Genomic DNA, 17,235 nt, shown 5'->3' with positions numbered 1-17,235 from the left:
TGGCTCAAGGGTGGGCCGGTTGCTTTGCAGGGTCATCCCAGTAATGGGGATCGTCCACCATGGGGTTGTAACGCGTGGTGCGCGGTGGCAGCTCGATCCCGTCCGCGCCCTCGGCAGCCAGGATGGCGCGGATCTCTTCGAACAAAGCACTGAGCGTTGGCCGCTTGTGCTGCGCCTGCCATTGTTTGAATTGCGCATAGTCCTGCGCCGAAATCAGCACAGCCACGGGCTTGTCGCGGTTGTAAATGGCTTGCGGCTCCTCGGCGGTGAGCCGCACCACTTCAGAAAACTGCTGTTTGGCGCTGGCGATGTTCCATGTCATGGTGGCCTCCTGCGGTTGGATATCCAATATGGACATATTACCTACAAACAATGTCCAACTTCAATCAAACTTGACCCGCGGGTCTACCCACACATAACAAAGGTCGCTGACCAGCTTGGTCACCAGCCCGATCAGCGTGAACAGGTAGAGCGTGCCCAGCACCACCGGGTAGTCGCGGCGGATCACGCTTTCGTAACTCAGCAGGCCCAGGCCATCGAGCGAGAACAGCGTCTCGATCAGCAGCGAGCCCGCAAAGAATGCGCCGATGAACGCCGCCGGAAAGCCCGTGATGATGGGAATCAGCGCGTTGCGGAACACATGCTTCCACAGCACCTGGCGCTCGCTCAGCCCTTTGGCGCGTGCCGTCAGCACATATTGCTTGCGGATCTCTTCGAGAAAGGCGTTCTTGGTCAGCATGGCTGTGACGGCAAAGCTGCCCAGCACCATGGCGATGATAGGCAAGGTGATGTGCCAGAGGTAATCCACAATGCGCGCGCCCCAGCCCAGTTCATCCCAGTTGGCCGAGGTGAGCCCGCGCAGCGGAAACCACTGCAGCTGCCCGCCAAAGATGACCAGCAGCGCCACGCCCAGCACAAAACCCGGAATGGCATAGCCCACCAAAATGAGCAGCGTGGTCACCAGGTCAAACCGCGAGCCCGCGCGCACCGCCTTGGCCACGCCCAGCGGCACGGCCACCAGGTAGCTGATGAAAAACGTCCACAACCCCAGGCTGATGGAGACGGGCAGCTTCTCGACCACCAGCTGCCACACATCCTTGTTCTGGAAGAAGCTCTTGCCCAGGTCAAACCGCGCGAACTGGCCCAGCATCTGGAAGAAGCGCTCGTGCGCAGGCTTGTCGAAGCCATACAGCGCCTTGATCTGCTCCAGCCGTTTCGGGTCCACGCCCTGCGCGCCCCGATAGGCCAGGCCACCACCTTCGGCACCGCCACCACCCGCGCCGGCCTTGGCCTCGGCCATGTACTGCTCCACCGGGCCGCCGGGCACGAACTGGATCACCACGAAAGTCAGCAGCAGCACGCCCAGCAGGGTGGGCAGCATGAGCAGGATGCGTTTGAGGATGTAGGCGAGCATCTTTGATCAACCCTTGCTTTCTGTAGCGATGATGGCGGCCGCAGGGCCGGGCCGCCCCAAGCAAGGCCAGCCCCCTCGGGGGGCAGCGACCCGTGCAACGGTGGAGCGTGGGGGCCACATTACCGGGCCCACCAGGTGTCGATCACCCAGCCTTCGCCACTCGAATACGGTGGCACGGTGGCTGGCTTGGCCAGCCGCCAGGCGTTGTAGGCCATCCGGTGGGTGCCGGCCGTCCACTGGGGGAGCAGGTAGTGGCTGTGCGCAATGATGCGCTCCAGCGCATGGCAGGCTGGCAGCAGTTGGGCCTCGGTCTTGGCGGAGGTCATGGCGGTGATCAGCGCATCGACGGCCGGGTTCTTCACGCCAGCAAAGTTGCCCGAATCCTCGGTGTCGGCCGCCTTGCTGCCAAACAGGTCGGCAAACTCCTGGCCCGGGTTGTGCGTGCCCTGGAAGGCCATGGAGGTGATGTCGAAGTCAAACTTCTGCAGGCGCTGCTGGTACAGCGCAAAGTCCACCGAGCGAAAGCGCAGCGTGATGCCCAGCTTTTCGAGGCTGCGCATCCACGGCGTGATGGTGCGCACGCCGCCTTCGTTGCTGTCCATGTATTCGAGCACCATGGCCTGCCCCTGGGCGTTGCGCAGGGCGCCATCGCGCACTTCCCAGCCGGCGTCCTTCAAGAGCTGCTGCGCGCGGCGCAGGTTGGCGCGCAGGGACGATTCGCCATCGGTGCGCGGTGGCACGGTCATGGGGCCAAAGGCGGCAGCGGGGATGTCTTGGCGAAACGGCTCCATCAGTGCCAGTTCTTCAGGCGAAGGCGTGCCGCGTGTCTCGCAGGCGGTGTTGCCAAACAGGCCGTTCACCCGCTGGTAGGCGCCATAGAACATCTGGCGGTTCATCCACTCGTAGTCGATGGCCAGCCCCAGGGCCTCGCGCACGCGCAGGTCCTGCAGCAGGGGGCGGCGCGTGTTGAGCACATAGCTCTGAAAGCCCGAGGGCAGCTTGTGCGCGAATTCGCCCTTGACCAGTTCGCCGGTGTTGAACTTCTTGCCGTTGACACGCCGCGCCCAGTCGCCCGCGCTGAAAAAGCGCATCAAATCAAACTCGCCGGCCTTGAGGGCTTCGAGCCGGGCGGTGGCGTCCTTGTAGATCTTGACGGTGATGCGATCGAAGTTGGCCGTGCCCTTGCGCACGTTCAGGTCGCGCGCCCAATACTGCGGGTCGCGCACGTAGGTGATGTCCTTGCCAAAGCGCACCGGGCCGATTTTGTAAGGCCCGCTGCCGATGGGAATGTCCATCACCACCTGGTCAAAAGGCTTGGGTTGGCCGCCTTCCATGCCCCAGTCGCGGCTGAACACCGGCAGGCCGCCCACGGTGATCGGCAGCTCGCGGTTGGGCTGCTTGAAGCGAAAGCGCACGGTGCGGTCGTTCAGCACATCCACCCCCGCCACATCGATCAGCGTGGTTTTGTAGGCCGGCGATGTGAAAGGGCCCACCAACGTGTCGTAGCTGTGCTTCACATCCTGCGCCAGCACCGGCTTGCCGTTGTGAAAGCGCGCTTCGGGCCGCAGGCGGAAGGTGGCCGACAGGCCGTCGCCCGCCACCTCCACATCCTCGGCCAGCAGGCCGTAGCCGGTGGCGGTTTCGTCCATGGAGCCCACCAGCAGCGAGTCGAACATCAGCGCCGACAAATACGCCGGCGCGTTGCCCTTGATGGTGAACGGGTTGTATTTGTCAAACGTGGAAGTGCGCAGGTTGCTCACCAGCCGCAGCTCGCCGCCTTTGGGGGCATCGGGGTTCACGTAGCTGAAATGCGTGAACCCGGCGGGATAGCGCGGCGCGCCCCACAGCGCATACGCATGCGCGGCCCAGGCTGGCACAGCGCACATCCACAGCGAAAAAATCAGCCAAAACCGCATGCGACAATTCTGCACTACGTCGGCGGGGCCTTTGCGCAGACTGCGGAGATGCCCTCCGCAGCCGGGCCGTCCACGCCGCACTCCCCTTACCCCGCATTCCACAGGAGAACAACCATGGGTTTTCTGACCGGCAAAAAGCTGCTCATCACGGGCGTGCTGTCCAACCGCTCCATCGCTTACGGCATTGCCAAGGCCTGCCATCAACAGGGCGCCGAGCTGGCTTTCAGCTACGTGGGCGAGCGCTTCAAGGACCGCATCACCGACTTTGCCGCCGAGTTCGACTCGAAGCTGGTCTTTGATTGCGACGTGGGCAGCGACGAGCAGATCAACCGCATGTTTACCGACCTGGCCCAGGTGTGGCCCAAGTTTGACGGCTTTGTGCACGCCATTGGCTTTGCGCCGCGTGAAGCGATTGCTGGCAACTTTTTGGAAGGCCTGTCGCGCGAAGGTTTCCGCATCGCACACGACATCAGCGCCTACAGCTTCCCGGCCATGGCCAAGGCCGCCCTGCCCTATCTGAACGACAAATCGTCGCTGCTGACGCTGTCGTACCTGGGCGCGCTGCGCAGCATTCCCAACTACAACACCATGGGCCTGGCCAAGGCCAGCCTGGAAGCCAGCGTGCGCTACCTGGCCGAAGCCGTGGGCCGCACCGAAGACGGCCGTGCCATCCGCGCCAACGGCATCAGCGCCGGCCCCATCAAGACGCTGGCCGCCAGCGGCATCAAGGACTTTGGCAAGCTGCTGGGCCGCGTGGCCGATGCCGCGCCCCTGCGCCGCAACGTGACGATCGAAGACGTGGGCAATGTGGCCGCCTTCCTGCTGTCCGACCTGGCCAGCGGCGTCACCGCGGAAATCACTTACGTGGACGGCGGCTTCAGCCAGACGGCGGGCCTCTCCGCCGATCAGGTCTGAGCACCGCCTTCCGGGTATTTTTGATCAAATCGGCTGCTAGCGCTTACGGATAAAGCGTTAGAAGCTACACAATCAATAGCACCATGCACCGCAGAAATTGCCTCGCCTGGCTGGCACTGACCGCATTTCCTGCACTGCCCGCGTTGGCCGCAGACGCCCCAGCCCTGCTGCTGGCGCAGGTCTATCGCCCAGGCCTGCCGCTGGCCGATTACTGGGTCAGCGAGAAATACGATGGCGTGCGGGGCTTCTGGGACGGCCACACGCTGCGCACCCGGGGCGGCGAGACGGTGGCGGCGCCCGCCTGGTTCACCGCCGGCTGGCCCGAGGTGCCGATGGACGGCGAGCTGTGGGCCGGGCGCGGGCGCTTCAGCCACGCCCAGTCCACCGCGCGCCAACAGCAGCCCGATGACGCGGCCTGGCGCCAGATGCGCTTCATGGTGTTTGACCTGCCCGCGCATGGCGGCACATTCGACCAGCGCCTGCCCGCCCTGAACGTCCTCGTCGAAGGGCTGCACCAGCCCTGGGTGCAGGCCGTGCCGCAAAAGCGCGTGGCCAACGACGCAGCGTTGCAGGCCCTGCTGCAGCGCACCGTGCGCGCTGGTGGCGAAGGGCTGATGCTGCACCGGGGCGCATCGCTGTACCGCGCGGGCCGCAGCGACGATCTCATCAAGGTCAAGACGCACGAGGACACCGAGGCCCGCGTGGTCGCCCACCTGCCCGGCAAGGGCCGCCATGCGGGGCGCATGGGCGCGCTGCTGGTGGAAATGCCCTCGGGCCAGCGCTTTCGGCTGGGTGCGGGTTTCAGCGATGCCGACCGCGACCGCCCGCCGCCCGTGGGCAGCTGGGTGACCTACCGCTTTCGCGGCACCCACGACGGCGGCCTGCCGCGCTTTGCGAGTTTTGTGCGGGTGCGTGAGGACATGCCGGCCAGGTAAAACCCGCACGGTGAGCGGGCGGCTTTCGCGCCGCAGCGCCAGGCCACGGGTTGATGGCAACAAGGCGCCAACTCGCTACAAAACAATGAGCTACCAGCGCTTATCCATCAAGCGCTAGCAGCCTATTTGACCCATATTCCGGCGACCGCCAGGGCCGCCGGAGCCGTCATACGTTGCGGCCGTAGGGGCTGTCGTCGCCCATCTGCACCATGTTCGCGGTGGTGGCGAGCGGCTTGGGCTGCTTGGCGAACTTGTCGGCCACGCAGTCGGCGTAGTAACGCACTTGCCCGTTTTCGTCTTCCACCTCGACCAGGCCGTGGATATCGGTTTCAAAACCAGGGCACAGCTTGGCGAATTCGCGGGCGAACTTGAGGTAGTCCACGATCTTCTTGTTGAACACTTCACCCGGAATCAGCAGCGGAATGCCCGGCGGATACGGCGTGACCAGGCCCACGGTGATGCGGCCTTCGAGGTGGTCGATCTCCACGCGCTCGGTGGTGCGGTGGGCGATGTGGGCATAGGCATCCGAGGGCTTCATGGCCGGCGTGAGGTCCGACAGATACATCTCGGTTGTCAGGCGCGCAATGTCGTACTTGGCGTACATCTCGTGCACATGCTGGCACAGGTCCTGCAGGCCCATGCGCTCGTAGCGCTTGTGCTGCTGGCAGAACTCCGGAAGGATGCGCCACATGGGCTGGTTCTTCTCGTAGTCGTCCTTGAACTGCTGCAAGGCCGTCAGCATGGTGTTCCAGCGGCCCTTGGTGATGCCGATGGTGAACATGATGAAGAAGCTGTAGAGACCGGTTTTTTCAACCACCACACCGTGCTCGGCCAGATACTTGGTGACGATGGAGGCCGGAATGCCGGTCTTGTCGAACTCGCCATTGAGATTCAGCCCCGGTGTGACGATGGTCGATTTGATCGGGTCGAGCATGTTGAAGCCATCGGCCAGCGAACCAAACCCGTGCCACTTGCTGGCGCTGTGCTTCTTGCCTTTGCCGTCGCTGCGGATGATCCAGTCTTCGGCGCGGCCAATGCCCTCCTCGACCAGCTTGTCCGGTCCCCAGACCTTGAACCACCAATCGTCCTTGCCAAACTCCTCTTCAATCTGGCGCATGGCGCGGCGGAAGTCCAGCGCTTCGAGAATGCTCTCTTCCACCAGCGCGGTGCCGCCGGGCGGCTCCATCATGGCGGCCGCCACATCGCAGCTGGCGATGATGCTGTACTGAGGGCTGGTGCTGGTGTGCATCAGGTAGGCCTCGTTGAACAGGTGGCGGTCGAGCTTGGTGGTCTGCGAATCCTGCACCAGCACATGGCTGGCCTGGCTGATGCCGGCCAGCAGCTTGTGGATGGACTGCGTGGCGTAGGTCACCGAATGCTTGGGGCGCACGCGCTTCTTGCCCATGGCGTGGTAGCTGCCATAAAACGGATGGAAGGCCGCGTGCGGCAGCCAGGCTTCGTCAAAGTGCAGGTTGTCCACGTAGCCATCGAGCATGGCCTTGATGGTCTCGGTGTTGTAAAGCACGCCGTCGTAGGTGGATTGCGTGAGCGTGAGCACGCGCGGCTTGACCTTTGTGGCGTCCACGCCCTTGAGCAGCGGGTTGGCGCGGATCTTGGCCTGAATGGCCTCGGGCTCGAACTCGCTTTGCGGGATCGGGCCGATGATGCCGAAGTGGTTGCGCGTGGGCTTCATGAACACCGGCACGGCCCCGGTCATGATGATGCTGTGCAGGATGGACTTGTGGCAGTTGCGGTCCACCACCACCACGTCATCGGGTGCGACGGTGTGGTGCCACACCATCTTGTTGGAGGTGCTGGTGCCATTAGTCACGAAGAAGCAGTGGTCGGCATTGAAGATGCGCGCGGCGTTGCGCTCAGATTCGCCGATGGCGCCGTTGTGGTCCAGCAGCTGGCCCAGTTCTTCCACGGCATTGCACACGTCGGCGCGCAGCATGTTTTCGCCATAGAACTGGTGGTACATCTGGCCCACGGGACTCTTCAAAAACGCCACGCCGCCCGAGTGGCCAGGGCAGTGCCAGCTGTACGAGCCGTCTTCGGCATAGTCAAGCAGCGCCTTGAAGAACGGCGGCTGCACGCTTTCCAGATAGCTCTTGGCCTCACGGATGATGTGCTTGGCCACAAACTCGGGCGTGTCCTCGAACATGTGGATGAAGCCATGCAGCTCGCGCAGGATGTCGTTGGGCAGGTGGCGGCTGGTCTTGGTCTCGCCGTGCACATAGATCGGCACCTCGGTGTTCTTGCGCCGCACTTCGCCAATGAAGTTGCGCAGGCTCAGCACGATGGGGTCAAGCCCCTCGTCCGCGGTGAACTCCTCATCGTCAATCGACAGGATGAAGGCACTGGCGCGGCTTTGCTGCTGGGCAAACTGGCTCAGGTCGCCATAGCTGGTAACCCCCACCACCTCGAAGCCCTCGGCCTCGATGGCTTGCGCGAGCGCACGAATGCCAAGCCCCGAGGTGTTCTCGGAACGATAGTCTTCATCGATGATGATGATGGGAAAGCGAAACTTCATGCGCAGCCTCCGTGCAACCGTGCCATGCCGGCCAAAAAACGAAACAGGCGCGAAGTGTAAGGAATAACCGCGACACGCCTTTGAAGTGCCATTCTTTTGACCCAGAATGTGGTGCACTAAAGACGAACAAAAAAGGAGTCGGCATGGAGGAATCCACTATCTGGTGGCTGCTGGCAGGCGTGGCGGTGGTGACCGAGTTGCTCACGGGCACGTTCTATCTGCTGATGCTGGCAGTGGGGCTCGCAGCCGCGGCAGTGGCTGCCCACCTGGGTCTGGCGATAACCGTGCAGATCATCACAGCCGCTGTGGTTGGCGGCGGTGCGGTGGTGGCATGGCACCAATTCAAAAAGAAACGCCCTGGCGACCCGTCTGCCCGTGCTGACCGCAGCGTGAATCTGGATGTGGGCGAAACCGTCATGATCGACAGCTGGAATGCCGACGGCACCGCCAGCGTCAAATACCGCGGCACGCAATGGACCGCGATCCATCGCCCCGGCGTCACGCCTTCCTCCGGCATGCACCGCGTGGCCGAACTGGTGGGCAGCCGCCTGCTGGTAGACCCGCTCTGAAGTCACTTCTCACTTACTCCCGGAAAGGCTCCCATGGAAATCGCCATCGTCATCTTTGTCATCGCCGTCATCTTTATCGCGCGTTCCGTCAAGGTCGTGCCGCAACAAAACGCCTGGGTAAAAGAGCGGCTGGGCAAATACGCCGGCACGCTCACGCCGGGCCTGAACTTTCTGGTGCCATTTGTGGACAAGGTGGCCTACAAGCACAGCCTGAAAGAAATCCCGCTCGACGTGCCCAGCCAGGTCTGCATCACCCGCGACAACACGCAGCTGCAGGTGGACGGCATCCTGTACTTTCAGGTGACCGACCCGATGCGCGCCAGCTACGGCTCCAGCAACTACATCATGGCCGTCACGCAACTGGCCCAGACCTCGCTGCGCAGCGTGATCGGCAAGCTCGAACTGGACAAGACCTTTGAAGAGCGCGACATCATCAACGCCCAGGTGGTCCAGGCCATCGACGAGGCGGCCCTCAACTGGGGCGTGAAGGTGCTGCGCTACGAAATCAAGGACCTCACGCCGCCCAAAGAAATCCTGCACGCCATGCAGGCCCAGATCACGGCCGAACGTGAAAAGCGCGCCCTGATCGCTGCCTCCGAAGGCCGCCGCCAGGAACAGATCAACATCGCCACCGGCGAGCGCGAGGCCTTCATCGCCCGCTCCGAAGGCGAAAAACAGGCCGTCATCAACAAGGCAGCGGGCGAAGCCGCCTCGATCAAGGCCGTGGCCGAAGCCAACGCCGAAGCCATCGAGCGCGTGGCCGCCGCCATCCGCCAGCCCGGCGGCGAGCAGGCCGTGCAACTCAAGGTGGCAGAAAAAGCCGTCGAAGCCTATGGCAAGGTGGCGCAGGATGCCACCACCACCCTCATCGTGCCCAGCAACATGACCGAGGTGTCGGCGCTGATCGGATCAGCCATGAAGATGGCCCAGGTCCAGAAAGCCAGCTGAAACCGGCCTTTTTTGGCGCCAGCACGGCAACAGGCGCAAACACCCATTGACCTATGGCTATAATCGAGGGCTTCGGAGAGGTGGATGAGCGGTTTAAGTCGCACGCCTGGAAAGCGTGTGTGGGCTAATCCCCACCGCGGGTTCGAATCCCGCCCTCTCCGCCAGAACATGCCCTAAGTGATTGATTCACTTAGGGTTTTTTCTTTTCTGGCCGATCATCCCCCGCAGTGTCCCCCGCAGCAGATTGCGATTCATGCGGTCATGAACAAACAGCACCGTCGTTTTTTTCGCGCCGACACTTCCCAGCGTTGCGCCGGGGCAAACCTTCAAAAGCGACATAACCTACTGCGCGTCCAACAAAAAAGCCCCACGGCGGGGGCTTCGGTCGGTGCATGTAGATCAGCCCGGCGGGTGCATGAACGGCATCCTTTTCTTTTGTTGAGGATTCGCGCCATGAACCGCCGCCACTTTCAACCAGGTACCCGCGCCATCGTGGCATTCACCCTCACGGTGGTGTTGGCTGTGCTGGCTGCTGTGCTGGGCCTGTTGCCCGACTTTGTAGTGCAATCGGCCGACTCCACGACGCACTTGCCCAGCCAACTGGACCAGTTGTTGCTGACCGGGGTGTTCGAATAAGCCATACCACTCCCGCTGTGGCGGACTTGACCAGACGTATTGAAGCAACCCCGTTGGCGACGGCATCCGCCGCCAGCAGCACCCCCGTCAATCCGGCCTGCCACCGCGCTCCACGATGGCGATGCGCCGCTGCAATCTGGCGACGGCCTCGGTATCACCGGCGGCCTGCGCGCGCTGCGCCTGCACCATCAGCCAGGCCAGCAAGGGCCTGCGCCAGCCCTGTGCCGACGCCGCTTCCACCGCGATCGACAGGGTGGCCGGCGTGGCGCGGCCTGTTTTGAGCAAGACGCCCGCTGCCACCAGGCGCGACAGGGGGTCCTCGATGCCGGAAAGCGGAGCCCCAGCATCTGTTTGCACGGCCTGGGCCACGCTGCGCTGGGCGGCGGGCAATTGCGCCGCGTCCAGCGCGGCCAGCTGGCCGGCCAGGTAATCGGCGTAGGCCTTTTCGGGCGCAGCGGCATCCTGGCGCAACGCTTCAAACCCTGCGCACGGCTCAAACACCAGGCTGGCCACGCGCCCGGCGCAGCGCAGCAGCTCCAGCCGCGCCAGCAGGTCCAGGCGACCGGTGCGGGCCAAGGCTTCGCGGGCGCGGTTCCATTCCAGCTGCTCGACCCGGTTGTCGCCGGCCAGGTAGGCGTCCTGGGCCTTTTGCGCTGCCCCATGGGCGTTCATCTGCCATTCGGGGGTGGGCGGGCCGCTGGCACAGGCCGCCAGGGCCAGGCCCAGGCACAGCACGCCCCAGCGGAAAGCGCCCTTCGTCCATGCGGCGGCAATGGTCATGGCAGTTGCAGCTCCGTGTTGCGCGCAAAGGGCCATTTGCGGTTGATTTCGTTGACCAGGCTTTCCACTTTGCGCAGACTGCTTTCCACCTCGGCGCGCAAGGCGCCCAGGTCGGTGGTGGCTTCGCGGGCGTTGGCGCCAATGGCCTGCGCCTCGACCAGCACCGCGTCCACCTTCTTGAGGCTGGCGCGGGTTTCTGCCAGCAGGCCATTGAGCTGCACCACGGTGGCCCGCACCTCGGGCACCAGGGCGTCCTTGCCATCCTGGCCAAAGACCTGGCGGTCGGCGCGCGCCACCATGCCGTCGAGGCGGGCGAGCAAGGCATTGGTGCGGTCCAGTGTGGCCACGATTTTTTTGGCGTCGGCTTCGTTGCCCATCAGCACGCCCAGCGCGCCGCCCGGCCCATTGAGCCGCGCGGCCAGTTGTTGCAGCTGGCCCAGGCTGCTGCCCAGTGCGGCGTCCTGGGCCGTGAGGGTGTTGAGGTTGCCCAGCAGCTCGCGTGCCGCTGCCATGAGCTGGGGGATTTCGGCCGTGGCGTCGCCGCGCAACACGGGCCGCACGGCGCCATCGGGCAACAGCGGGTCGTTGAGCATGCCGGTGTAGGCGCGGATGTTGGTGCCGCCCACGATGCCGCGCACCAGCGTGAAAACGCTCGACTGGCGCAGCCAGTGCGCGTCCTTGCGCGGCACGTCCACGACGATGCGGGCATTGCCGTCGTCCGACAGTTCGATGCGCCGCACGCGGCCAATCGGAAAGCCCGAGAACGTCATGTCCATGCCCACCACCACGCCTTCGGAGTCGTCGGCCGTGAGCACCAGCGTTTGCGTGGGCTCGAAGGCGCCGCGCGCATACAGCAGGTACAGGCCCGAGCCCACGATGAGCGCCAGCGTGAACAACAGCAACGCCGCGGCCTTGATCTGCAAATGGGCCACCGGGCGCAGCGGCTCCACCAGCGGTGGCTGCTGCGGCGGCGGTGAAGAAGGGGTTGGTTCTGTCATGGAGCGCTGCCAGGGTTCGGTAAGGCCATCGGTATCAATAGTAGTTGCCGACGAGCGAGCCCACCTCGATCAGCAGCAGCACGGCAAACATGCGCGCGAGGCCGCCCAGCTCGGAGTCGGGCGCGGCGCCGTCGCCCGCGTCGTACATGCCGGCCGTGGTGGGAATCAAGGCCACGGCCAGGCTGGAAAACAGCGTCTTGAGCACAAACACCAGCGTCACCGCCGGCGAGAACACATGGCCGAACATGCGCGTGTAGCTGGGCAGGCCCGCCAGGTTGAAGCCATACACGCTAAGGTAGGCCATGACCAGCGCCACCACACACGACAACGCCGCCAGCGTGATGCTGGCAAACACGCCGGCCACCACGCGCGGCAGCAGCTCCATGCGCACCGGGTCGCCACCTTGGGCCCGCAGCGCGTCAAAGTGGCCCGACTGGCGCAGCAGCGCCAGTTGCGTGCCTTGGGGAATGGTGCAGCGCATCGCAACGAACAGCGTGGCCGTGAGCGGAATGAGTTCAAGCACCAGCACCCGGATCACCATTTCGAGCGCATAGCGCGACAAGCCATAACTCAGCGCCGTCACCACCACGATGCGGGTGATGACCAGGGCCAGCAATGCTGCCAGCACCGTGAACCCCATCAGGATGGGCGCTGTATCAAGGTAGATATGGCGCGCCAGCGTGCGGCGGGCCGCCCGGGTGTAACTGGATGGCGACAGCACCAACACCAGAACCACGGCACCCAGGTACACGATGCGCCCCCAGGCCAGCGCCCAGCGCCGTGCGGTGCGCCACAGGCGCTCGGGCAACGAATAACCGGGCAGGTGGGAGAGCATGGGCGGATCATAGCGTCCGCGCCACCGCGGCATTTGAAACAAAATACCGATCCAGCGCTTGACTGCAAAGCGCAAGCAGCTATCACTTCAGTAGCGTTTCAGGGTTTTGCCAGATGGCCCCGGCCTGCGTCACCAGAAAGACCTTTCCACTGCACAAAACACGCCCAAGCGCTTACTACATAATCGCTAGCAGCTATCAGTTTCATTGCAAACTCAGCCCACCCGACACGCCCAGGGTTGACGCAAAGCAAGCCGGGCACCGCCCTTGCATGCTCCAATCCACTCCCGCCCCGCCCGACTGCCATGACCCGCCCGACCACTGCCCCCCGCCCCCACCACGACACCGCCCGCCGCCAGCGTGCCGCACACCGCCACCGAAGACGCGGTGGCGATGTTCACCGGCGTGCTGCTGATCTCGGTGGGCGTGGCGTTTTTCACCAGTGCCGGGCTGCTGACGGGTGGCACGGCCGGGCTGGCTTTTTTGCTGCACTACGCCACGGGCGTCGGCTTTGGCAAGATTTTCTTCGTGCTCAACCTGCCGTTTTACTGGCTGGCCCTGCGCAAGCTGGGGCGTGAGTTCACGCTCAAGACCTTTGCCGCCGTGCTGCTGCTGTCGGTACTGACCGAGCTGCAGGCGCAGTTGCTGCAGTTCTCGCAGCTGCAACCCCTGTATGCCGCCATCGCTGGCGGGTTGATCACGGGCACGGGCTTTCTGGTGCTGTTTCGCCACCGCTGCAGCCTGGGCGGTGTGGGCATTGCGGCCCTGTATCTGCAGGACCGCTACGGCTGGCGCGCTGGCAAGGTGCAAATGGCCGTGGACTGCTGCATCGTGCTGCTGGCGCTGTGGTCGGTGGAGCCCGTGCGCGTGCTCTGGTCCATTGCCGGCGCCGTGGCGCTGAACCTGGTGCTGGCCATGAACCACCGGCCCGGGCGCTACATGGCGGTGTAGCCGCTGGATTGCGGCACCAGCCCAACGCAACAAGGGCTGCCCCCCAGCACCACGGAACCTTTTCGCGCTTGCGCCTATCATTCACCCATGCGTCGCATCCTGTCCCTGGCTTTGGTGGTCATGCTGGTCCTTCGGGGTCTCATGGGCACTGCCATGGCCGCCGGGGTGATGCCCACACTGCCGGTGCAAGCCGTGCAGGGTGCCATGCTGCAGATGCAAGCGAGCTCAGCCGAGAGCCACGCGGAACACACATTGCACGCAGAGCATGGCGATGCCCATCAGGCAGCAGCCCCGGCCAGCTGCCACGACACGCCCGCCAACGGATGCAACCCGCACGAGCACAGCCCAGCCTGCGCTGACTGCGACATCTGCCATTCGGCCATGCTGGCGCCACCCACGCTGCCAGCGCAGCCCCTGCACCTGCGTGGTGCGGTGCGGTCTGCCAATAGCGTCCCGTTTGCCAGTGTGCAAGCGGCGCGCACCATCAAACCACCCATCGCCTGATCTCCGACGCCCGAAGTGCGTCTGCCATGGCCTGATGCGTACGCATCGGGCGGTAGCGCAACGTTTTGTTCGTTGTCTGGAGATCGCCATGCGCGCCCCTGATTCACTGATTTTTTCGCCCCGACATGCGGCATGTCTGGCGCTGCTGACGCCGCTGATCGCGCTAGCCCAGGCCCCCGATTCCATGCGGGATGCGGCCAACCCCGATGCCCCTGGCGCCCCGCTGGTTCACCTCGGGATGACGCCCATGCCGCTGGGGAACGACGCACCCAGCCCCAACGCCTGGCGCGAGGCCCATGACGCGGTCGCCGCCTTCCCGCGCGGCCACGCCGACATCCTGGCGTGGGAGCAGCAATCGGCAGCCAAGCCACCCTTGGCCCCGACCAGTGCGCCGCCATCTACTGGCAGCCCGCCGCATTCAGGCCATGGCGCCCAGCCCATGCAACCGCACCAGCACATGCCCATGCAGGGGAGCAAGCCATGAGCGCCATCCATCGCCTGTCCCTGCTGGGCGCTGTCGCCTTCCTGGCCGGCTGTGCCAGCGTTTCGCCCGACGGCCTGCGCGGCGACGTGGCTGCGCTCACGGCGGGCCGCACCGGTGGTGTACAAGCCGCCCTGCCCGCTGCCGACCCAGCCGCCCGCGCCCAGGCGCAGCAATCCATCCAGGGTTGGCTGGCCCAGCCCCTCACGCAAGACGCTGCCGTGCGCATTGCGCTGCTCAACAACCCCGGCCTGCACGCCAGGCTGGCCGCACTGGGCGTGGCCGATGCCGAGCGCGTGCAGGCCATCACGCTACCCAACCCGCACCTGGCGCTGGGGCGATTCACCAACAGCCAGGAGCGCGAAATCGAGCGCACCCTGAGCTTCAGCCTGCTGGACCTCGTCACCCTTCCCTGGCGCACCGCCCGGCAGGCCGAGCGCATGCAGGTTGCCACGCTGCAAACCGCACAAGAAGTGGTCACGCTGGCCTCCGACACGCGCCGCGCCTGGCTGCGTGCCGTGGCTGCCGAGCAGGTGGCCGCCGCGCACGAGCGCATGGCCGAGGCCGCCGAAACCGGTGCCGAGCTGGCCCGCCGCATGGCGCGCGTGGGCAACTGGAGCCGCCTGCAACTGGCGCGCGAACAGGCCGTGCTGCACGAAACCCGCGCCCAGCTGGCCCGCGCTCGCCTGGCCGCCGCCACAGAGCGCGAGCAGCTCAGCCGCCGTCTGGGCGTTTGGGGCCTGCAGGCGCAGTACCGCCTGGCAGATCAATTACCCGCCCTGCCCGCCACTGCATTGCCTGCGGACGGCATCGAAGCCACCGCGCTGCGCGAGCGCCTCGATGTGCAGGCTGCCCGCCGCCAGCTCGACACCCAGGCCATCCGACAAGGCTGGAGCCGTGTGGGGGCCGTGTTTGGCGATATCGGCCTGGCTTACACCCGCAACACCACGACCGAAAGAGCGACGGGCGAGCGCGACGTAAAGCGCGGCTGGGAGCTGGACCTGCCCCTGCCCCTGTTTGACTGGGGCGGAGCCGCCCGCACCCGCGCCCAGGCCGAGGTAGAGCAAAGCGCCGCCCAGCTGCAAGACACCGCCGTGCGCGCCCGCAGCGAGGTGCGCAGCGCCTGGCGCACCTACCGCACCGCGCTCGATCTGGCACGCCAGCAGCAAGGCGAGGTCGTGCCCCTGCGCCAGTTCATCAGCGACGAGACCACGTTGCGCTACAACGGCATGCTGGCCAGCGTGTGGGAGCTGCTGGCCGAGGCCCGCGCCAGCACCCAGGCCGTGGCCAACGCCATCGAAGCGCAACGCGACTTCTGGCTGGCCGAGACGGATCTGCAACTGGCACTCACTGGCACGTCGCCAGGCGCATTGCAGGGCCTCACCTCCGGCGCCGCAGCCACCACCACCCCACAAGGCCACTGACATGAACCGTCGCAATTTCTTCTCTGGCGCCGCCACCGCCGTGGCCGCTGCCTCCGTCAGCCGCGTGGCCCTGGCCGCGCTGCCCGAGCCCGCCCTGCAGACCAGCGCCGACACCGCGCCGCCGCTGCACCCGCCCACGGGCCGCCCCTACAACCCGGTGGTCACCCTGAACGGCTGGACCGCCCCCTGGCGCATGAACGCTGGTGTCAAGGAATTCCACCTGGTGGCCGAGCCCGTGGTGCGCGAGGTGGCGCCCGGCTTCGTGGTGAATATGTGGGGCTACAACGGCCAAAGCCCCGGTCCCACCATCGAGGTGGTCGAGGGCGACCGCGTGCGCATCTTCGTCACCAACCGCCTGCCCGAGCACACCACCATCCACTGGCACGGCCAGCGCCTGCCCAACGGCATGGACGGCGTGGGCGGGCTCAACCAGCCGGGCATCCAGCCAGGCAAGACCTTTGTCTACGAGTTCGAGGCGCGCCGCCCCGGCACCTTCATGTACCACCCGCATGCCGACGAGATGGTGCAAATGGCCATGGGCATGATGGGCCTGTGGATCACCCACCCGAATGTGGGCAAGGGGGCCGCGCACCCGCACATCGCCAAGGTGCAGCGCGACTACGCTTTTTTACTCAACGCGTTTGACGTGGAGCCCGGCAGCCTGACCCCCAAAGTCAACACCATGCTAGACCACAACATCTGGTGCTTCAACAGCCGCGTCTTCCCCGCCATCAGTCCGCTGGTGGCACGTCAGGGCGAGCGCGTGCGCATCCGCGTGGGCAACCTCACCATGACCAACCACCCCATCCACCTGCACGGCCACGAATTTGAAGTGACCGGCACCGACGGCGGCCCCGTGCCCAAAAGCGCGCGCTGGCCCGAGGTAACCACCGACGTGGCCGTGGGCCAGATGCGGCAGGTCGATTTCATTGCCGACGAGCCCGGCGACTGGGCGCTGCACTGCCACAAAAGCCACCACACCATGGGCGCCATGGGCCACAGCGTGCCGACCATGATTGGCGTCGATCATCGGGGCCTGGTCGGCAAGATCCAGAAGATCGTGCCCGACTACATGGTGATGGGCGAGCGCGGCATGGCCGACATGGGCGCCATGGAGATGCCGCTGCCCGACAACACCTTCCCCATGATGACCGGCACCGGGCCGTTTGGCCCACTGGAGATGGGCGGCATGTTCACCACGCTGAAAGTGCGCGCCGACCAGAGAGCGGGCGACTACCGCGACCCCGGCGACTTCAAGCAGCCGCCGGGCACGCAGGCCTATGAATGGACGGGCGCACCCGCCAGCACGCCACGCCCCGCACGCACCGACACCCCTGGCACCGCCCCCGGCGCCGCCAACGCACGCAAGCCCGCCGCCAGCGGCCACCCACATTGAAC

At 65.3% G+C, this 17,235-nt stretch carries 18 protein-coding genes and 1 tRNA gene; 11 read left to right on the top strand and 8 right to left on the bottom strand.

Annotated elements, in window-relative coordinates; genetic code table 11:
* Nucleotides 1-4: 4 nt before the first annotated feature.
* From CCX87_RS07395 to CCX87_RS07385, 3 genes are all read right to left on the bottom strand, one after another.
* Nucleotides 5-322 carry a type II toxin-antitoxin system Phd/YefM family antitoxin gene (locus CCX87_RS07395; RefSeq protein ID WP_157667108.1) on the bottom strand — a complete coding sequence of 106 codons (318 nt, stop codon included), beginning with the start codon at nucleotides 320-322 and terminating at the stop codon, nucleotides 5-7.
* 60 nt (nucleotides 323-382) lie between these two features.
* The gene (locus CCX87_RS07390) at nucleotides 383-1,414 is read right to left on the bottom strand and encodes a microcin C ABC transporter permease YejB (RefSeq protein WP_087745103.1); all 1,032 of its coding nucleotides are present in this window, start codon (nucleotides 1,412-1,414) and stop codon (nucleotides 383-385) included.
* A gap of 119 nt (nucleotides 1,415-1,533) precedes the next feature.
* Complete coding sequence (locus tag CCX87_RS07385) at nucleotides 1,534-3,330, bottom strand: extracellular solute-binding protein (RefSeq protein ID WP_087745101.1); 1,797 nt, start codon at nucleotides 3,328-3,330, stop codon at nucleotides 1,534-1,536.
* Between the two features lie 114 nt (nucleotides 3,331-3,444).
* Here CCX87_RS07385 and fabI point away from each other — a divergent pair, with 114 nt between their 5' ends.
* Nucleotides 3,445-4,245, top strand: coding sequence for an enoyl-ACP reductase FabI (gene fabI / locus CCX87_RS07380; RefSeq protein ID WP_087745099.1), 801 nt, complete (start codon nucleotides 3,445-3,447; stop codon nucleotides 4,243-4,245).
* Between the two features lie 83 nt (nucleotides 4,246-4,328).
* On the top strand, nucleotides 4,329-5,180 hold the full coding sequence (locus tag CCX87_RS07375) for a DNA ligase (protein ID WP_087745097.1): 852 nt from the start codon (nucleotides 4,329-4,331) through the stop codon (nucleotides 5,178-5,180).
* A 166-nt stretch (nucleotides 5,181-5,346) separates the two neighbouring features.
* On the opposite strand, the gene CCX87_RS07370 is transcribed toward CCX87_RS07375, so the two are convergent.
* Entirely contained in the window at nucleotides 5,347-7,713 is a 2,367-nt protein-coding gene (locus CCX87_RS07370) for an arginine/lysine/ornithine decarboxylase (protein WP_087745095.1), read from the bottom strand.
* Nucleotides 7,714-7,856: 143 nt separating this feature from the next.
* Here CCX87_RS07370 and CCX87_RS07365 point away from each other — a divergent pair, with 143 nt between their 5' ends.
* From CCX87_RS07365 to CCX87_RS07355, 3 genes are all read left to right on the top strand, one after another.
* Nucleotides 7,857-8,282, top strand: coding sequence for an NfeD family protein (locus CCX87_RS07365; RefSeq protein ID WP_087745093.1), 426 nt, complete (start codon nucleotides 7,857-7,859; stop codon nucleotides 8,280-8,282).
* 33 nt (nucleotides 8,283-8,315) lie between these two features.
* Nucleotides 8,316-9,230, top strand: a complete 915-nt coding sequence (locus CCX87_RS07360) for an SPFH domain-containing protein (RefSeq protein ID WP_087745091.1) — start codon at nucleotides 8,316-8,318, stop codon at nucleotides 9,228-9,230.
* A gap of 74 nt (nucleotides 9,231-9,304) precedes the next feature.
* Nucleotides 9,305-9,394: transfer RNA gene (locus tag CCX87_RS07355), tRNA-Ser, on the top strand.
* A gap of 22 nt (nucleotides 9,395-9,416) precedes the next feature.
* On the opposite strand, the gene CCX87_RS20740 is transcribed toward CCX87_RS07355, so the two are convergent.
* Nucleotides 9,417-9,569, bottom strand: coding sequence for a hypothetical protein (locus CCX87_RS20740; protein WP_157667107.1), 153 nt, complete (start codon nucleotides 9,567-9,569; stop codon nucleotides 9,417-9,419).
* A 114-nt stretch (nucleotides 9,570-9,683) separates the two neighbouring features.
* Here CCX87_RS20740 and CCX87_RS07350 point away from each other — a divergent pair, with 114 nt between their 5' ends.
* Nucleotides 9,684-9,866: a hypothetical protein gene (locus tag CCX87_RS07350; protein WP_087745089.1), complete on the top strand. Its 183-nt coding sequence runs from the start codon at nucleotides 9,684-9,686 to the stop codon at nucleotides 9,864-9,866.
* A gap of 87 nt (nucleotides 9,867-9,953) precedes the next feature.
* Here CCX87_RS07350 and CCX87_RS07345 read toward each other — a convergent pair whose 3' ends face one another.
* The 3 genes from CCX87_RS07345 to CCX87_RS07335 are packed head-to-tail and all read right to left on the bottom strand — an operon-like array spanning nucleotide 9,954 to nucleotide 12,479.
* On the bottom strand, nucleotides 9,954-10,646 hold the full coding sequence (locus CCX87_RS07345; RefSeq protein WP_087745087.1) for a hypothetical protein: 693 nt from the start codon (nucleotides 10,644-10,646) through the stop codon (nucleotides 9,954-9,956).
* Complete coding sequence (locus CCX87_RS07340) at nucleotides 10,643-11,644, bottom strand: MlaD family protein (RefSeq protein ID WP_087745085.1); 1,002 nt, start codon at nucleotides 11,642-11,644, stop codon at nucleotides 10,643-10,645. Before CCX87_RS07340 ends, CCX87_RS07345 begins: the two co-directional genes overlap by 4 nt.
* A gap of 34 nt (nucleotides 11,645-11,678) precedes the next feature.
* Entirely contained in the window at nucleotides 11,679-12,479 is an 801-nt protein-coding gene (locus CCX87_RS07335; protein WP_087748232.1) for an MlaE family ABC transporter permease, read from the bottom strand.
* A 391-nt stretch (nucleotides 12,480-12,870) separates the two neighbouring features.
* Here CCX87_RS07335 and CCX87_RS07330 point away from each other — a divergent pair, with 391 nt between their 5' ends.
* From CCX87_RS07330 to CCX87_RS07310, 5 genes are all read left to right on the top strand, one after another.
* Nucleotides 12,871-13,428, top strand: a complete 558-nt coding sequence (locus CCX87_RS07330; RefSeq protein WP_232476552.1) for a YitT family protein — start codon at nucleotides 12,871-12,873, stop codon at nucleotides 13,426-13,428.
* A gap of 87 nt (nucleotides 13,429-13,515) precedes the next feature.
* Entirely contained in the window at nucleotides 13,516-13,932 is a 417-nt protein-coding gene (locus CCX87_RS07325; RefSeq protein WP_087745081.1) for a hypothetical protein, read from the top strand.
* Nucleotides 13,933-14,020: 88 nt separating this feature from the next.
* Nucleotides 14,021-14,416, top strand: coding sequence for a hypothetical protein (locus tag CCX87_RS07320; RefSeq protein ID WP_087745079.1), 396 nt, complete (start codon nucleotides 14,021-14,023; stop codon nucleotides 14,414-14,416).
* Nucleotides 14,413-15,837, top strand: a complete 1,425-nt coding sequence (locus CCX87_RS07315) for a TolC family protein (protein ID WP_087745078.1) — start codon at nucleotides 14,413-14,415, stop codon at nucleotides 15,835-15,837. Before CCX87_RS07320 ends, CCX87_RS07315 begins: the two co-directional genes overlap by 4 nt.
* Nucleotide 15,838: 1 nt before the next feature.
* A complete protein-coding gene (locus CCX87_RS07310; RefSeq protein WP_087745076.1) occupies nucleotides 15,839-17,233 on the top strand; it encodes a multicopper oxidase family protein in 1,395 nt (464 codons plus the stop codon).
* The last annotated feature ends 2 nt before the right edge of the window (nucleotides 17,234-17,235 follow it).

This window comes from Acidovorax sp. T1 (genome assembly GCF_002176815.1).
Taxonomy (GTDB): Bacteria; Pseudomonadota; Gammaproteobacteria; order Burkholderiales; family Burkholderiaceae_C; genus Acidovorax.
Note: the sequence above shows the minus strand (reverse complement) of the source record. Positions and strands in the feature narration are given on the sequence as shown.

Excerpts from the sequence above, each read along its gene's own strand:
- CCX87_RS07395 (WP_157667108.1), bottom strand. The coding sequence starts at position 322 with ATGACATGGAACATCGCCAGCGCCAAACAGCAGTTTTCTGAAGTGGTG.
- CCX87_RS07390 (WP_087745103.1), bottom strand. The coding sequence starts at position 1,414 with ATGCTCGCCTACATCCTCAAACGCATCCTGCTCATGCTGCCCACCCTG.
- CCX87_RS07385 (WP_087745101.1), bottom strand. The coding sequence starts at position 3,330 with ATGCGGTTTTGGCTGATTTTTTCGCTGTGGATGTGCGCTGTGCCAGCC.
- fabI (WP_087745099.1), top strand. The coding sequence starts at position 3,445 with ATGGGTTTTCTGACCGGCAAAAAGCTGCTCATCACGGGCGTGCTGTCC.
- CCX87_RS07375 (WP_087745097.1), top strand. The coding sequence starts at position 4,329 with ATGCACCGCAGAAATTGCCTCGCCTGGCTGGCACTGACCGCATTTCCT.
- CCX87_RS07370 (WP_087745095.1), bottom strand. The coding sequence starts at position 7,713 with ATGAAGTTTCGCTTTCCCATCATCATCATCGATGAAGACTATCGTTCC.
- CCX87_RS07365 (WP_087745093.1), top strand. The coding sequence starts at position 7,857 with ATGGAGGAATCCACTATCTGGTGGCTGCTGGCAGGCGTGGCGGTGGTG.
- CCX87_RS07360 (WP_087745091.1), top strand. The coding sequence starts at position 8,316 with ATGGAAATCGCCATCGTCATCTTTGTCATCGCCGTCATCTTTATCGCG.
- CCX87_RS20740 (WP_157667107.1), bottom strand. The coding sequence starts at position 9,569 with ATGTCGCTTTTGAAGGTTTGCCCCGGCGCAACGCTGGGAAGTGTCGGC.
- CCX87_RS07350 (WP_087745089.1), top strand. The coding sequence starts at position 9,684 with ATGAACCGCCGCCACTTTCAACCAGGTACCCGCGCCATCGTGGCATTC.
- CCX87_RS07345 (WP_087745087.1), bottom strand. The coding sequence starts at position 10,646 with ATGACCATTGCCGCCGCATGGACGAAGGGCGCTTTCCGCTGGGGCGTG.
- CCX87_RS07340 (WP_087745085.1), bottom strand. The coding sequence starts at position 11,644 with ATGACAGAACCAACCCCTTCTTCACCGCCGCCGCAGCAGCCACCGCTG.
- CCX87_RS07335 (WP_087748232.1), bottom strand. The coding sequence starts at position 12,479 with ATGCTCTCCCACCTGCCCGGTTATTCGTTGCCCGAGCGCCTGTGGCGC.
- CCX87_RS07330 (WP_232476552.1), top strand. The coding sequence starts at position 12,871 with ATGTTCACCGGCGTGCTGCTGATCTCGGTGGGCGTGGCGTTTTTCACC.
- CCX87_RS07325 (WP_087745081.1), top strand. The coding sequence starts at position 13,516 with ATGCGTCGCATCCTGTCCCTGGCTTTGGTGGTCATGCTGGTCCTTCGG.
- CCX87_RS07320 (WP_087745079.1), top strand. The coding sequence starts at position 14,021 with ATGCGCGCCCCTGATTCACTGATTTTTTCGCCCCGACATGCGGCATGT.
- CCX87_RS07315 (WP_087745078.1), top strand. The coding sequence starts at position 14,413 with ATGAGCGCCATCCATCGCCTGTCCCTGCTGGGCGCTGTCGCCTTCCTG.
- CCX87_RS07310 (WP_087745076.1), top strand. The coding sequence starts at position 15,839 with ATGAACCGTCGCAATTTCTTCTCTGGCGCCGCCACCGCCGTGGCCGCT.